Consider the following 13,940-nt stretch of genomic DNA (forward strand, 5'->3'; position numbering starts at 1 on the left):
AAAAAATAGAAGCCAAGGCACGCGGCCTCGGTCTGGTAGAGGAAACCTTTGCGTTGAAGATCCTTGAATGCCTCGGCGGCAGTATCGGGACGAACGCCCATGCACGCCGCAGCTTGACGAACGCTAAGCCTAAGCTTGCCGTTGTTGTTGTGATCTACCCCGTGCCATTCGAACTTGATCCACGGATAGAGAGCCTGAGCGCTAGAGGAAAGCGCGCGCCACGCCGGCTCTTCCGAGGTGTTGCGGAGAATTTTGGTCCAGTGTTCTCCGGGTTGCCTCTTCGACATTCAGACCGCCCTCGCCAAGATCAAGTTTGCCTCGGCGATTGCCCGGCAGGCTTCGGCCGGCATCAGGCCGAACCTCTCGCGAAGCAATGGCACTGCCGGTTGATCGCGTTGACGCCTCGGTGTTGTCGCCAGCCATGCCGCCGCCTCGTCAATCCTCGGGTTGTAGTGCTCGTCGGCGCAGGTCATGCCGCGTTGCCCATGAAGAAGCGGAGGAGATTGCCGCGCTCAGCAACCCATCGATTGCCGACCTGCTTGGCAGGCAGCTTGCCGTTCGAAAGCAGGTAATAGGTTTGCCGCTCAGTCCTGCCGATCAGCTTCGCGATGCCATCGATACCCCACACAAGGTCCAGGGGAATTTCAGTGCTCATTCTCACAAACCTTCCTTAAGGTGATGCCCCACCGGTGTGGCATTGCTTTGTGTGTCATATGTGTGGCATGGATGTCAATGACAACGTGTGTCATTGGTGAGGCATGGCTAGAGAAGATTTGCATTTCCGGTTGCGCATACCGGAAGATTTGAAAGCGCGGATAGAAAACGCTGCCGCAATGAATGATCGCAGTATGACCGCCGAAATTATTGCGCGGCTGCAATGGACATTTGGGCCATCCGACGACGAGATGGGTGAGTTGGCGGATCAGGTAAACGCAGCCGAAGAGGCAGCCCGCGATGCTCAGAGGACGATTAGTGAGCTATCGCATAGCCTAAGAACTCGCGAGCAGGAGATCGACTCGTTAAAGGTGACGCTTGAGAAGGCCTCGGCGCACGACGATGGGAGGCAGCCGGACGACGAGCCGATCTTCAACATTGTTCTAGATGCCAAAGGTCGTCCAATTTCTTGGCCAGAAATCGCCGCTCACATTCATCGAACTGCCAAGGCCGCTGGCTTGGAGACCGTCGGTTTTCGAGCTGCTATCTTTAATGCCGAGAAGCAGGATGACGAGAAGTTCTTCGGAGAATACGCGCGGTTGGTGCGCTGGTATCAAGATCAGACGCGCAAGCACGTGGACGTGATCCGGGAAGGGTGAAAAATGAGCATCCGCAAACGCACGTGGACCACGGCAAAGGGCGAGGAGAAAACCGCCTGGGTGGTCGATTACGTTGACACCATGGGCACCCGCCGGCTGAAGACTTTCACGAAGAAAAAGGAGGCCGACGCGTTCGCAAGCAAAGCCGACGTCGAGGTCCGAGAAGGTGTTCACGTCGCCGACAGTGCCAGTGCCACAGTGAAACAAGCCGGCGCATTCTGGATCGCCGCCGGAGAGAGTGCGGGCCTTGAGCGCTCATCCATCGATCAGCGCAAGCGTCACATGGCGCTCCATGTCGAGCCTTTCATCGGTGCCACGTTGCTGTCACGGATGACGGTACCGGCGGTCCGCGAGTTCGAAGATGACCTCCGAAAGAATGGCCGATCCCAGGCAATGGTGCGGAAAGTGCTCGGTTCGCTCGGCGCGCTCTTTTCCGACGCGCAGGAGCGTGGTCTAGCGACGCGTAACCCAGTGAGGGATATGCGTGGCGCTCGTCGCCGAGGCAAGGACCGACAAGCCGACAGGCGCCAGAAGGGCAAGCTGAAGGTCGGCTTGGACATTCCGACGCCAAACGAAATCAAAGCGTTTGTAGGTGCCCTGCAGGGTCGCTGGCGCCCGCTCCTCATGACAGCCGTCTTTACCGGGATGAGATCCTCCGAATTGCGCGGCCTGCGTTGGCAGGACGTTGATTTTGATCGAGCGGAGATCAGCGTTCATCAGCGCGCCGATGACTATGGCGAGATCGGCCCGCCAAAGTCATCGGCCGGCGAAAGAACCATACCGGTGCCGCCGACAGTGGTTCGTGTGCTGAAGGAATGGAAGCTCGCCTGCCCTCGCCGAACAATAGCCAGGACAGATGATGGCAGCCCGGTAAAGGAACTGCACTACGTATTCCCGACGGGCAGCGGGAATATCGAAAGCCGTTCCAATATCATCAAGCGCGGATTCCTCCCCACACAGCTCGCCGCTGGCGTTTCCATCGACACCGGAAAGACGGACGAGGAAGGCAAGCCGATCCTGACCGCGAAGTATGGCGGCCTGCATGCCCTACGCCATTTCTATGCGTCCTGGTCGATCAACCGGCCTCAGGAGGGCGGTCTTGGGCTGCCTCCGAAAGTCGTGCAGGAAAGGCTTGGCCATAGCTCTATCGTCATGACGATGGACACCTACGGCCACCTTTTCCCGCGCGGCGACAACACTGAAGAAATGGCTTCAGCGGAAAGGTCGCTTTTGGGCTGACGCGACATAGGCGCGACATGCCGCAATTTTTCGATTTAAAATCAATTATGCACACAAGCATCATAATCCTGGGGTCGGGGGTTCAAGTCCCTCTCCCGCTACCAAAATTCCTTAAGTTATTGAAATTGCGATGGAAATCGTGCAAAACGGTAGCGCCACCGGCCGAAATTGATCAATAATTTCAATGCGGCGCCTCGTTCTTGCGGTGCCCGTTTCGAATACCGCTGCGATCACGAAAGCTGGGCACGCACGAAAGCTGGGCACGCAGGAAGGTGCAGATGTGATGTAGTCGGCCCAGGCTGCGGCAGCCAGAACGGTGTCTATCGTCGGCGTTTCGACCCCGACGATGCTGCCCAGTTCCGCGACAGCCCGTCGATCTCCATCTGCCTGCCACGTTCGAGCCGTTGGGTCTCGGAAGCGGCGACCGTTTGCGTCGAGACCTGGCGAGCGAGACCTAAGCTTGACCGGCCGGCCCACAACGATTGTCGCGGCCCGCCATCCGCTTTCGCCGCACCTTCACTATTCGCGATCCAATGAGAGGAAATCGCCGTCGTGGCGCCGTGCTGTACTATCAGGCTTCCGAGTACGAATTGAGCATCACACGCGAACGCGTATACCCCTTCTTCTTACGTGTAACAAATGACGGCTGTATCATGCCGGGCTGCGCCCAATCCGCCACTGATAGGGCGGCGGCGTACCATTGACGGCGTAATCGCCGACGATGCGATCTTTGTAGATGCGCGGGTTGTGCGAAGACAGGGTACGGGCATTGCGCCAATGGCGGTCGAGGCCGATCGGCTTTCTGGTCGAGGATGCGCCCAGCGCATCGAAGATGATCGTCGACGCTTCGAGAACCAGGTTCGTGACCACCGTCACCGCCTGCGACGTCTCGAGCTCGGCGATGGCGTTGGCCTTTTCCTCCAAATCGGCATGGCCGGCAAAGTGTGCCTGGCAAGCGCGTTCGATCGCTTGCGCGACCTGCAAAACGATGGCGCCGGCCGCATAGGCGTTGCTGCGAATACGGCCGACGAGCTGAAGCACTTGCGGATCCTGGCTTGAGCGCGGGCCGGCGGCATTGGAGTATGAGCGATTGCGCGCGGCAACGGCGGCAGCAGTCTCGTTGGCTATCGTCCGGCCGATACCGGCAAGGGTGGCAAGATGCACCAGCTGGTAGAAGGCAGCGCCATAGCGGAACTTGTCATCGTCTACGACGACATCCTGCGGATCCACTGTGGCGTCGGTAAAGATCGTCGTGCCGCTGGCTGTGAGCGTCTGGCCAAAACCGTCCCAGTCGTCGATGACATCGACGCCTGGATCGTCGCGACGCACTTGCAAGACGATGCCTTCCCCGTCGAGCCCCGTCGCACCGACATCGATCCAGTCGGCGAACAGCGAGCCGGTGGTGTAGTATTTGGTGCCGTTGAGCACCAGCCTGTCACCCTTGTTCGAGATGCGGGTCGAGAAAGCGTCCTGTTTTGCATCGCCGATCTCGGTCCACGCGTTGCCGGCGATCTCGCCGTGGACAATCCGCTGCGCCCAGCGCTTGCGGCTCTCGCCGGCCTTCTTGTTGACGACATCCTCGACAAACCCAAAATGACCGCGCAGCGCCTGGGTGATATTGGAATCGGCCTCCGACAGTTCGATCAGGATGTTGGCCAGTTCAGGCAGCGTCGCGCCAAGACCGCCTTCGGCTTCGGGTATGCGCAGCGCGCCCAGGCCAGCCTGCTTCAACTTCGCGATCTCCGCCACTGGCAGTTCGCGGCCAAGCTCCCGCTCGACGGCGCCGGCGGCGATCTGCGCAAATATCGGCCGGAACCGTTCGGCAAGCGTCTCATAGCGTACGCTGGGGCCTGCGCCCCAAGCGTTGTCGATCTGTGTCATTTTGCATTATCCTGGAATTGGCCTTCACCCAGCACGGGCGAGGCGGTCAGTGTGGTTTGGCGACATTGGTACCGCCCAGGTAAAAGTCCTGGACATCCTCGCGGGCGCGCAGTTCCTCCGCCGTTCCCGAGAGAACGACGCGACCGTTTTCAAGGATGTAACCGTAGTCGGCATAGCGAAGCGCGAGATTGGCGTTCTGCTCGGCAAGCAGGAAGCTGACGCCCTGCTCACTGTTCAGGATGCGGATGATTTCGAAGATTTCCTGGACGATGATCGGCGCGAGCCCCATCGAGGGCTCGTCCAGCAGCACAAGGCTTGGCTTGGTCATCAGTGCGCGGCCGATGGCCAACATCTGCTGTTCGCCTCCGGAGGTCAGGCCGGCCTTGACCTTGCGCTTCTCCCTGAGACGCGGAAACCATGTGTAGATCCGTTCGACGTCGCGCTGCAGGTCTGCACGGCTCGGCTTGCGGACGAAGCCGCCGGAAAGGATGTTTTCTTCGACCGTCAATTGCGCAAAGCAATGGCGGCCCTCCAGCACCTGCACGACACCTTTGGCGACGAGCCGGGACGCAGAGAGGCCGCTGACCGGCTCGCCCTGCCAGAGGATGCTGCCGCGGCTAACCTTGCCGCGCTCTGGTCCAAGCAGATTGGAAACCGCCTTCAGCGTCGTTGTCTTGCCCGCGCCATTGGCGCCGAGCAGGGCAACGATCTTGCCCTGCTCGACCTTGAGCGACACGTCGCGCACGGCAAGGATCGCCTGACCATAGAGCGCTTCCATGTTCTGGATCTCGAGGAAGCTTTCTTTCGCAATGGTCATGGGTCGATCCTGTCTGTGCGGTTTGGCGTCAGTTCGTTGCAACGCGGGGCTCGATGCCCTTTTCCTTGGCATAGGCGGCTGCCTTTGCCTTGATGACGTCGGCAAACAGCGAGGCATCGGCCTTGATCCAGTCGGTCCTGGTGTCCCAGGACTGACCGTTCCATTGGATGATCTTGGCAGCGATGGTTTCGCCCTTGTGGTTGTCGATCGAGGTTTTCAGCGGACTGATGAGGCCTTCCGCGCCAAGCTCGGCGATCCGCTTCTGATCGATGTCGAGATTTTCGAGCGCCCACTGGCCTTCGGCGGCGGTCAATGGCCTGTTGCCGAATTTCTTATGGCCGGTGCGCAGCGCCTCGACGAAGGTGATGGCTTCGATCACGCCGTAATTGTAGTAAACCGTGCCGAACTTCGAATTGTCCTTCAGATCGGACTCGCCCTTGTCGAGGATATCTTTCTTGAGCGTCTTCAAGATGCCGTAGTCGGTGCCCGGCGGGAACACGGACACGGCGAGATAACCCTTGGCTGCAGCGCCCGCCGGACGGGCGTCGTCTTCCGAACCGCTCCAGATATCGCCGATGATCCGATCGGCGGGGAAGCCGACGCGGGCCGCCGTCTTGATCGCCACCGGCGTCATGACGCCCCAGCCACGCAGAAAGACCCAATCGGCGCCCGCACGGCGGATCTGCTGCCACTGTGTCTGCTGCTGTTCGCCGGGATGCGGAACCGGGATCTGGATGTCTTCGAAGCCATATTTCTTGGAGAGGATGCCGAGCGGCTCGATCGTGTCGCGGCCATAGCCGCTGTCATGATAGAGCGTCGCGATCTTCAGGCCCTTGAGCTTGTCGTAGCCGCCCGCCTGCTGGGCAATGTAGTCGACGATGATCTGGGCTTCGCTCCAATAGTCGAACACCAGTGGATACTGGTAGGGGAACACGCGACCGTCGGTGGCGATGTTCTGCCCACCGCCGGGGCTGACGATCGGGATCTTGTCGATGCGGGCCTTGTCGGTGAGCGCCACGTCGAGACCGCTCGAATGCGGATAGATTGCCGCCGTCAGCGCGCCGTTATAGCCGTTCTTGTAGCGCTCGTAGCATTCGATGCCGCGCTCGATCGTGTAGGCCGTCTCGCATTCCTGGACCAGGATCTTGACGCCATCGACGCCGCCCTCGACCTCATTGATGTAGCGAAGATAATCGATGTTGCCGGCACCGAACGGAATGAACGACGGAGCATAGGGTCCGGTGCGGTAGGTAAACAGCGGATAGAGCTGTTGGCCGGTGCCGTCTTCGGCGAAGGATGCGCTGCTCATCAGCGTGGCGGCCATCGTGGCGGCGGCCGCCAGCGATATGGCCTTGGTAAACAATGACATTGTGCAACCCTTGTGTGAGTGGTTTAAGAAAGCGGCACCTGATATCGGGAGGAGGCGAAAGACCCGGCGCCGAGGCGTTTCGCCTTGTCTGAGGTTTCAGCCGGAAGATCTCGCCCGCGGGCGCAGTGCTTCCACACCGCGCTTTATGAGGCTCGACAATCCGTCCGGTTCCTTGATCAGCAGCACGATGATGATGGTGCCGAAGATGATGTGCTGCAGGTTTGCCAGCGCGCCCTGATCGCCGAGAAATGACAAATCGATGATCAGCGACAGCCGGTCGAGCAGGATCGGCGTCAGCACGATGAAGGCGGCACCGAGAAAATTGCCGAAGATCGTCGCCACGCCGCCGATGATGACGATGAACAGGATCTGGAACGATTTATCGAGATTGAACGCATGCGCATCCGAGGTGCCGAGATATCCGAACGCCCAGAGCGCGCCGGCGATGCCAAGGAAAAACGAGCTTATGCCGAAGGACAGCAGTTTGCGGCGCGCAACGCGGATGCCGATGACCGAGGCAGCGACATCCATGTCGCGGATCGCCATCCATTCGCGGCCGACCCGGCTTTTGACGATAGCGAAGGCCAGCGCGATGAGCAGCGCCGTGGTCGCAATGACCAGATAGTAGCGGCCGGTGGCCGACTGCAGATCGTAGTCGAGGATCTGCAGCCGAGGTGCCGAGATGGTCAACGACTGGCTGTCATTCGAAAACCAGCTGAAATTGGTGAACAGCCATTCGAAGAAGAACTGCGCGCCGAGGGTTGAGGCGCCAAGATAGAAGCCCTTGATGCGCAGCGACGGCAATCCGAAGATAACGCCGGCGATCGCCGCGATCAGGCCGGCAAGGATCAGGACGATCGGCAGCGGCAGGAACGGTGCGCGCAGCAGCAAATTGTAGGTCGAGAAGGCGCCGATCGACATGAAGGCAGCCGAACCGATCGACACAAGGCCCGTATAACCCATCAGCAGGTTCAGGCCGATGCCGGCAAGCCCCATGATCACCGTCGGGATGATGATCGAGCTCAGCCAGTAATCGTCGGCAAGGACCGGCACCGCAAAGGCGGCGATCAGGCCAGCGCCGACGGCGAGGATGCCAACCCCAAATGCAGGCTGGCGCAGCGGCTTGGACAGGGCAGATTCCTGCAGCGTGGTCATGATCAGACCCTTTCGATTTCGCGGTCGCCGAACAGGCCGGCCGGACGCGCCAGCAGGAAGCCGACAGCGAGGATGTAGGCAAACCAGGTGGAAACGCTGCCATTGACCAGCGGGCCGATGTAGATGTCGGCCAACGCTTCGGTCGCGCCAACAAGCAGGCCGCCGGCGATGGCGCCCGGGATGGAGGAGAAGCCGCCGATGATCAGCACTGGCAGCGCCTTGAGTGTCACCAGCGACAGCGAATACTGCACGCCCTGGCGCGATCCCCAGACAAGGCCGGCAACCAGGGCCACGATGCCGGCGACGCTCCAGACGATGCGCCAGATGACGGGCAGGCGGATGCCGATCGACTGCGCCGCAAGCGTGTCGGCGGCCACCGCGCGAAGCGAGATGCCCATGCGCGTCTTGTTGAAAGCGATAGCCAGCGTGGCGACCAGCGTCAACGCGATCAACGAGGCAATGATGTCGAACTGGCTGACATAGATGCCGCCGACCTGTACGGCGACATCGGGGATACCGAGATCGAGCATGTGAACATCCATGCCCATCAGCAATTGAGCAAAGCCCTCGATGACATAGCTCAATCCCAGAGTGGCCATGAACAGGGTCAACGGATCGCGGTTTCGCAGGGGCCGCAGCACCAGCCACTCGATCAGTATCGCCATCACCACCATGACAAACGATGTGACGATGAAGGCCAGGGCGAATGGCATGCCCTTCTCGGTCAGAGTGACGACGGTCAGCGCCGAAAACAGCAGCATCGCACCTTGTGCGAAATTGAAGACGCCGGATGCCTTGTAGATAAGCACGAAGCCGATCGCGACGAGTGAATACATCACTCCGGCAAATAGGCCGCTGACCAATGTTTCAAGGAAATAGGACATGAGTTCCTCAGTGAACCGTGCCGAGGTAGGCGGCTATCACGTCGGGGTTTTTGCGCACCTCGTCGGGTGTCCCGTCTGCGAGCTTGCGGCCGTAGTCGAGCACCACGACATGGCTGGCGAGGTTGAGCACGATGCCGACATCGTGTTCGATCAGCACCACGGTCGAGCCGAAGACGCGATTGGCCTCGCGGATCACCCGGCTCATCTCCTCCTTCTCTTCCTGGTTCATGCCGGCCATCGGTTCGTCGAGCAGCAGCAGCTTGGGGCCGGAGACCAGTGCACGGGCAAGATCGACGCGTTTCTGCAGCCCGTAGGGAAGTGTCGAAACTACCCTTTCGGTATGGCGGGGGAGCCCGAGGAAAGAGATGGTTTGCTCAGCGCGGGCAAGGAAGCCGCGGCGCTCGGCGCCGTCCCTGCCCAACCGGAAGATGTTTTCGAAAAAGCTGGCGGTGCCATGACGAGAAAGACCGGCCAGCACATTTTCGCGCACCGTCAGACGGCGAAACAACGCATTGTGCTGGAAGGTCCGGCCGATGCCGAGATGGGCTGCCTTTTGCGCATGAATCGCCTCGAAGCGTAATCCGTCGAAGACAATGTCGCCGGCGTCGGCGCGATAGACGCCGTTGATGACATTGAGAAGCGAGCTTTTGCCTGCGCCATTCGGGCCGATCAAGGCACAGATTTCACCTTTGGCGACGCTGAAACTCAGCGCATTCAGGGCTCGTACGCCCTTGAAGGACAGCGAGACATCGTGGAGCTCCAACAGGCCGGTCATCACGCATTCACGGATTTCAGACGGAGCGCCGAGGCACGGTCGGCTTCGCGACGCTTGACGGCCTCGATGTCGCGGTACCCGTCAGCGGGATGCGTCCTGGGAAGATAGGGTCCGTCGCCGAACAGCTTCTCGCGCAATGTGCCGGGCTTGTAGGCCCTGGGATAGACGCCGCGCTTCTGCAATTCCGGCACCAGCAGGTCGACGGCGGCCTCGAAGCTTTCGGGCGTCACCGCATAAGCAAGGTTGAAGCCGTCAACACCGGTTTCATCGACCCATTCCTGCAGGATGTCGGCAATGGTGACGGGCGAGCCGACGAAGACCGGCCCAACGCCGCCGATGCCGCCCCACTTCGCAAGTTCCTCGACGGTCCAGGCCTTGTCCTTGCCGGCGAAATGCTCGACCATCGAAACGATGGCATTGGTCTCGACCTTCTTGAGCGCATCGGTCGGCGCATACTGGCCGAAGTCGATGCCGCTCCAGCCCGACATGAACACCAGCGAGCCGTCATAAGACGTATAGCTCTGATACTCCTCGAAACGCTTCTGGGCCTTTTCATCCGTTTCATCGATGATCAGCGTGGTGAGGTTGTAGATCAGAACCTTCTTCGGATCGCGACCGGCAGCAGCGGCCTTTTGGCGGATTTCGGAAACATAGGCCTTGAGCAGTGATTTGGTCGGCGCGCCGACGAAGACGCACTCGGCATGCGCAGCGGCGAAGGCCTTGCCGGGACCCGAGGCGCCTGCCTGGTAGAGAACCGGGGTGCGCTGCGGCGATGGCTCCGACAGATGGTAACCCGGCACCTCGAAGAACGTGCCCTTGTGGCCGATCTCATGGACCTTGCCGGGGTCGGTGAAGATGCCGCGAACAGGATCGCGCTGCACCGCGCCCTCTTCCCAGCTGCCTTCGAACAGCTTGTAGAGCACCTCGACATATTCGGTGGCCACCTCGTATCGATTGTCATGGCTTTTCAAGCCAGCCTGACCGACATTCTTGGCGCCACTTTCCAGATACGAGGTGACGATGTTCCAGCCGATACGACCCTTGGTGTGGTGGTCGGCGGTCGAAAGGCGGCGGGCGAACGTGTAGGGATGTTCGAACGAGGTCGAGGCAGTAATGCCGATGCCGAGATGTTCGGTGGCAAGCGCGATCGGCGCGGCAAGCTGCAAGGGATCATTGACCGGAATCTGCGCCGCTTGCTCGATCGCGTGGTAGTTCGAGCCCTTGTAGACATCGTAATAGCCGATGACGTCGGCGATGAATATGCCGTCGAAAATACCGCGCTCTAGCGTCCGAGCCAGGTCCTGCCAGTAGTCCAGATCCTTGTATTTCCACGACTTATCGCGCGGATGCTTCCAAAGGCCCGGGGATTGGTGGCCAACGCAATTCATGTCGAAAGCGTTGAAGCGAATATGCCGACCCATCCGTCACTCCTTTGATAGCCCTGTCGGGCAACTGTGGGGAGAAACTACCGACACGGCGGTCGTCAACGAAGAAAGAATATAATGTCCATAAATTAGATAGAGAATTAGATTTCTTCTATAAGGTGGGTTCGTGGTTTTTATGAAGGCAGGATGACATCGGCCTGCGAAACCATGATCGGGGCTTGGGCCAAGACGGCCGATTTTTGCTCGGAAACTGTGTGCGGGTTTCGGTTGGGGCCTATTCAAAATGATCCTCACCCAAGGCAACGGAGCAGGAAACGCCGATCTGATGAGTATGGGGAAAGGCGGTAGCGGTCTCCCGCTACCACTTCACACCCACTATCGTCTCCGACGGCCGCACCGTGGCGGCCGCCTAATGGGGTGGGCTTTCCAGTGAACCGCGCGGTAGGGAACGCGGCGCCGCCAATCAGGGCAGCGAGCTTGCCCTTGACCTCGATCTCGAAGCCTTTGCGTGCAGGTTTTGGGTGCACCGTGACACTGTGAACAAGCTCTCGGAAGTTTTGGATGAGAGGGCCACGGTCATCTGCAGCAGTGGCGTGGTCGGCCAACGCCTTTGAAAGGCAATCGACGGTTTTGGCATACCGCTGCAGGGTCGCTGGGTGGAGAGTCACGGTTGATGGTGGCTCATCGAGACTGCAGAGTTGTGCCTCGATCAGAGAAAGCTGTGCCTTAAGTTCTGCGATCCGCTGCTTGGCATCCTCTTCAGCAATCACGCTCCTAATCACGAGGTCGATCGTCCGCTGACGTTCGCCTTCGACCCGATCGCGCTTGCCTTCCAGCGCTGTACGCAACGAGTTCGCCTGTGCTGCCAATTCTCGGCGCTCTTGGTTGTATTTGCGGATGTATGCCTCGATCAGGTCGGGCGCTTTCAACTGCTGGCGCATGCCATCAAGGACGGCCTTCTCGATCTCGGGTAGGTAAATAATACGCCGGTTGGAACAGCTCCCGCTTTCACGCACTGCGGAGCACCTGATACGCGTTTTGCCCGTCTTATCACGATCGTGAACCGACATGCCCGCCCCGCAGATGCCACAACGAAGCAGTCCGGATAACAGGTGTGCCGGGCGGCGCTTGAAATGAGAGCATGCATTCACCCTCGCGACTTTGAGTGCCTGTGCCTTCTGCCAAACTTCTTCATCGATAATGCGCAAATGCGGAACTTCTTTCGTCTGCCACTGGTCCTTCGGATTTGGCCTGGAGACGCGTTTGCCAGTATCGGGGTTCTTCACCATTCGGACCTTGTTCCAAACGATCCGGCCGACGTAGAGCTCGTTAAAGAGCAGGCCCACCCCGCGCTGGGCATTTCCGTTGATCGTGGAACCGTTCCAGCGTGTTCCCCGCGGCGGCGCTATCCCTTCCCTGTTAAGCTCACCAGCTAGGTCTCGTGGGGTTCGACCGGCCGAATAGGCGTCAAAAATGCGCCGGACAACTTCTGCCTCCCCTTCGACGACCTCAAGTTCACCAGGCCGACCCAAGACAGGTCGATAGCCATAGGCTCTGCCACCGGCATGACGGCCGTCACGGACGACGCCGGCCATACCCCTCCGAACCTTCTTGGCGCCGTCCTCCCTCTGCATCTGGCCGACTAATCCACGAATGCCAATGAGGACGGCATCGGCGATACCATCGTGAACAGCCTGGATTTCGATACCGAGAAAGGAGAGCCGTTTGTGAAGACCCGCGAGATCCGCCATGTCGCGTGACAGGCGGTCAAGCGCTTCCACGACTACCGTATCAAAGGTTTTTTGGCCTGCCGCCTCCATCAAGGTCAGGAGCCCGTCGCGACCGAATAGCGACGCTCCTGAGCGCGCCTTGTCCTCATAGACGGCAACGACGTTTAGACCATTGCGAACGGCATAAGCGCGGCATAGCGCAATTTGGTCTTCGGTTGACTTTTCGTTTTGGAGCTCCGTCGAGAAACGAGCGTAGATAGCGGCTCGCATCATATCTTGGGAGCCTTTCGGACGTGACGTGAATCAATCGCGGAACTTCGGTCAATCGAAGAGTCGATAGCGACGAGATGATCGCGCCTGGCATCAGCGACGGCAAGCGCTTCGACGAACTCAAGCATGGCTTTGCGAAGCTCTTCCGGCGCCACCGCAGCGGCGGTTTCGAGGTGGGAAGAACCATCGCCTGTGTCTGGTGCCGGCTTCACGAAAGCTAGCATCGCGATCATCAGCGACGAGCAAAGAGACGCGTCCCATCAATCGTGCAATTGGCACGCCGCAGCGAAAAAATGGGACAGGAGTCAACTTAACGAGGCTGGATGGCGTTGTGGTTTCGCCACAGCGTATACTACGAAGCTCGTAAGCTGGCGTCTCCGAGCTTTCCAACCTGCTCCTGTCCGCACCATTCTCCACAGGGGAGGTCCCCCTGTATTGGGGACTTGCGCCTATGACGACCACGAGAGGTTCACGAGACAGGCGCATTCCGCAGGGAATCCTCGTCCGAAAGCGCCGTCATCAGCTTGGTGGCTTCGTTCCAATGTCGCGCTACGTCAGCGCGGGTAATGGTACGGTCTGGTCGGCTGCGAGGTAGATCTCCTGTCATCGCCTTCAGGTCTCGCAGGACGGAGGCAATATGAGGCCAAGGGAAATCGGTCAGATCACCGATTTCGCGGTCGGCGCCAATAATCATTTCCAACTTTGCCACAATGCCGAGGAGCGATGAGGCACGGAGGACGGGCATTGTGTCCTGAAGTTTGAGCACCTCGGTCATGGCAAAAACTTCAGCTTCACAAGCTGTCACATATTGAGAGTCTGCGGCAGGCGTCGCGGCTGCGATTCGACGCGGCGCGGATGCGCCTGCGGTCAATACCTGAATTCCGGTATCGACGAGCATTCGCGTCTCCAACCGCTGCTGCACTCGACATAGCATCAGCGAAACATATCGAGCCTGTTTCCACTCGGCCCAGAGGGCAAGAACGAGATCGAGAGAGCGGTCGCTATCGACTGGAACCTCATAGGCGTCATTCATCTCAGATGACCATCATTGCTGACGAAGGGGGTTCACTTCATAGCATACAAAACTGCGAATAGGAACTATCGTTCCTGGAATGATCGTTC

The 13,940-nt window shown here is 59.5% G+C and carries 13 protein-coding genes and 1 pseudogene; 3 read left to right on the forward strand and 11 right to left on the reverse strand.

What is annotated here, in order from left to right; all coding sequences use genetic code 11:
- Both EOA16_RS10375 and EOA16_RS10385 read right to left on the reverse strand, forming a co-directional pair.
- A pseudogene (locus EOA16_RS10375) lies at positions 1 to 287 on the reverse strand (hypothetical protein); the annotation flags it as partial.
- A gap of 182 nt (positions 288 to 469) precedes the next feature.
- Positions 470 to 655: a DNA-binding protein gene (locus EOA16_RS10385; RefSeq protein WP_127257656.1), complete on the reverse strand. Its 186-nt coding sequence runs from the start codon at positions 653 to 655 to the stop codon at positions 470 to 472.
- Between the two features lie 103 nt (positions 656 to 758).
- Between EOA16_RS10385 and EOA16_RS10390 the strand changes: the two genes are divergently transcribed.
- Positions 759 to 1,313 (forward strand): Arc family DNA-binding protein, encoded by a 555-nt coding sequence (locus EOA16_RS10390; protein ID WP_127257658.1) that lies wholly within the window; start codon positions 759 to 761, stop codon positions 1,311 to 1,313.
- A 3-nt stretch (positions 1,314 to 1,316) separates the two neighbouring features.
- Positions 1,317 to 2,552 (forward strand): site-specific integrase, encoded by a 1,236-nt coding sequence (locus EOA16_RS10395; RefSeq protein WP_127257659.1) that lies wholly within the window; start codon positions 1,317 to 1,319, stop codon positions 2,550 to 2,552.
- Positions 2,553 to 3,203: 651 nt separating this feature from the next.
- Here EOA16_RS10395 and EOA16_RS10400 read toward each other — a convergent pair.
- The 8 genes from EOA16_RS10400 to EOA16_RS10435 form a co-directional block, all read right to left on the reverse strand.
- Entirely contained in the window at positions 3,204 to 4,433 is a 1,230-nt protein-coding gene (locus EOA16_RS10400) for an acyl-CoA dehydrogenase family protein (RefSeq protein WP_127257661.1), read from the reverse strand.
- A 46-nt stretch (positions 4,434 to 4,479) separates the two neighbouring features.
- Positions 4,480 to 5,250, reverse strand: a complete 771-nt coding sequence (locus EOA16_RS10405) for an ABC transporter ATP-binding protein (protein ID WP_127257663.1) — start codon at positions 5,248 to 5,250, stop codon at positions 4,480 to 4,482.
- 28 nt (positions 5,251 to 5,278) lie between these two features.
- On the reverse strand, positions 5,279 to 6,619 hold the full coding sequence (locus EOA16_RS10410) for an ABC transporter substrate-binding protein (RefSeq protein WP_127257665.1): 1,341 nt from the start codon (positions 6,617 to 6,619) through the stop codon (positions 5,279 to 5,281).
- A gap of 96 nt (positions 6,620 to 6,715) precedes the next feature.
- Positions 6,716 to 7,774 (reverse strand): branched-chain amino acid ABC transporter permease, encoded by a 1,059-nt coding sequence (locus EOA16_RS10415; RefSeq protein ID WP_127257667.1) that lies wholly within the window; start codon positions 7,772 to 7,774, stop codon positions 6,716 to 6,718.
- A gap of 2 nt (positions 7,775 to 7,776) precedes the next feature.
- Complete coding sequence (locus EOA16_RS10420; RefSeq protein ID WP_127257669.1) at positions 7,777 to 8,658, reverse strand: branched-chain amino acid ABC transporter permease; 882 nt, start codon at positions 8,656 to 8,658, stop codon at positions 7,777 to 7,779.
- 7 nt (positions 8,659 to 8,665) lie between these two features.
- Positions 8,666 to 9,433 (reverse strand): ABC transporter ATP-binding protein, encoded by a 768-nt coding sequence (locus EOA16_RS10425; protein WP_127257671.1) that lies wholly within the window; start codon positions 9,431 to 9,433, stop codon positions 8,666 to 8,668.
- The gene (locus tag EOA16_RS10430) at positions 9,433 to 10,854 is read right to left on the reverse strand and encodes an LLM class flavin-dependent oxidoreductase (RefSeq protein WP_127257673.1); all 1,422 of its coding nucleotides are present in this window, start codon (positions 10,852 to 10,854) and stop codon (positions 9,433 to 9,435) included. Before EOA16_RS10430 ends, EOA16_RS10425 begins: the two co-directional genes overlap by 1 nt.
- A gap of 254 nt (positions 10,855 to 11,108) precedes the next feature.
- Positions 11,109 to 12,821 (reverse strand): recombinase family protein, encoded by a 1,713-nt coding sequence (locus EOA16_RS10435; RefSeq protein ID WP_127257675.1) that lies wholly within the window; start codon positions 12,819 to 12,821, stop codon positions 11,109 to 11,111.
- 74 nt (positions 12,822 to 12,895) lie between these two features.
- On the opposite strand from EOA16_RS10435, the gene EOA16_RS32600 reads away from it, so the two are divergent.
- A complete protein-coding gene (locus tag EOA16_RS32600) occupies positions 12,896 to 13,039 on the forward strand; it encodes a hypothetical protein (RefSeq protein ID WP_164754208.1) in 144 nt (47 codons plus the stop codon).
- Positions 13,040 to 13,287: 248 nt separating this feature from the next.
- Here the strand turns inward: EOA16_RS32600 and EOA16_RS10440 are convergent, their stop codons facing one another.
- Positions 13,288 to 13,851, reverse strand: a complete 564-nt coding sequence (locus EOA16_RS10440) for a hypothetical protein (RefSeq protein WP_245455899.1) — start codon at positions 13,849 to 13,851, stop codon at positions 13,288 to 13,290.
- Positions 13,852 to 13,940 lie beyond the last annotated feature (89 nt).

The sequence above is a fragment of the Mesorhizobium sp. M7A.F.Ca.US.008.03.1.1 genome (genome assembly GCF_003997495.1).
In the GTDB taxonomy this organism is placed as follows: Bacteria; Pseudomonadota; Alphaproteobacteria; order Rhizobiales; family Rhizobiaceae; genus Mesorhizobium.

Coding starts and splice junctions, on each gene's coding strand:
- EOA16_RS10385 (WP_127257656.1), bottom strand. CDS start 655: ATGAGCACTGAAATTCCCCTGGACCTTGTGTGGGGTATCGATGGCATC.
- EOA16_RS10390 (WP_127257658.1), top strand. CDS start 759: ATGGCTAGAGAAGATTTGCATTTCCGGTTGCGCATACCGGAAGATTTG.
- EOA16_RS10395 (WP_127257659.1), top strand. CDS start 1,317: ATGAGCATCCGCAAACGCACGTGGACCACGGCAAAGGGCGAGGAGAAA.
- EOA16_RS10400 (WP_127257661.1), bottom strand. CDS start 4,433: ATGACACAGATCGACAACGCTTGGGGCGCAGGCCCCAGCGTACGCTAT.
- EOA16_RS10405 (WP_127257663.1), bottom strand. CDS start 5,250: ATGACCATTGCGAAAGAAAGCTTCCTCGAGATCCAGAACATGGAAGCG.
- EOA16_RS10410 (WP_127257665.1), bottom strand. CDS start 6,619: ATGTCATTGTTTACCAAGGCCATATCGCTGGCGGCCGCCGCCACGATG.
- EOA16_RS10415 (WP_127257667.1), bottom strand. CDS start 7,774: ATGACCACGCTGCAGGAATCTGCCCTGTCCAAGCCGCTGCGCCAGCCT.
- EOA16_RS10420 (WP_127257669.1), bottom strand. CDS start 8,658: ATGTCCTATTTCCTTGAAACATTGGTCAGCGGCCTATTTGCCGGAGTG.
- EOA16_RS10425 (WP_127257671.1), bottom strand. CDS start 9,433: ATGACCGGCCTGTTGGAGCTCCACGATGTCTCGCTGTCCTTCAAGGGC.
- EOA16_RS10430 (WP_127257673.1), bottom strand. CDS start 10,854: ATGGGTCGGCATATTCGCTTCAACGCTTTCGACATGAATTGCGTTGGC.
- EOA16_RS10435 (WP_127257675.1), bottom strand. CDS start 12,821: ATGATGCGAGCCGCTATCTACGCTCGTTTCTCGACGGAGCTCCAAAAC.
- EOA16_RS32600 (WP_164754208.1), top strand. CDS start 12,896: ATGATCGCGCCTGGCATCAGCGACGGCAAGCGCTTCGACGAACTCAAG.
- EOA16_RS10440 (WP_245455899.1), bottom strand. CDS start 13,851: ATGAATGACGCCTATGAGGTTCCAGTCGATAGCGACCGCTCTCTCGAT.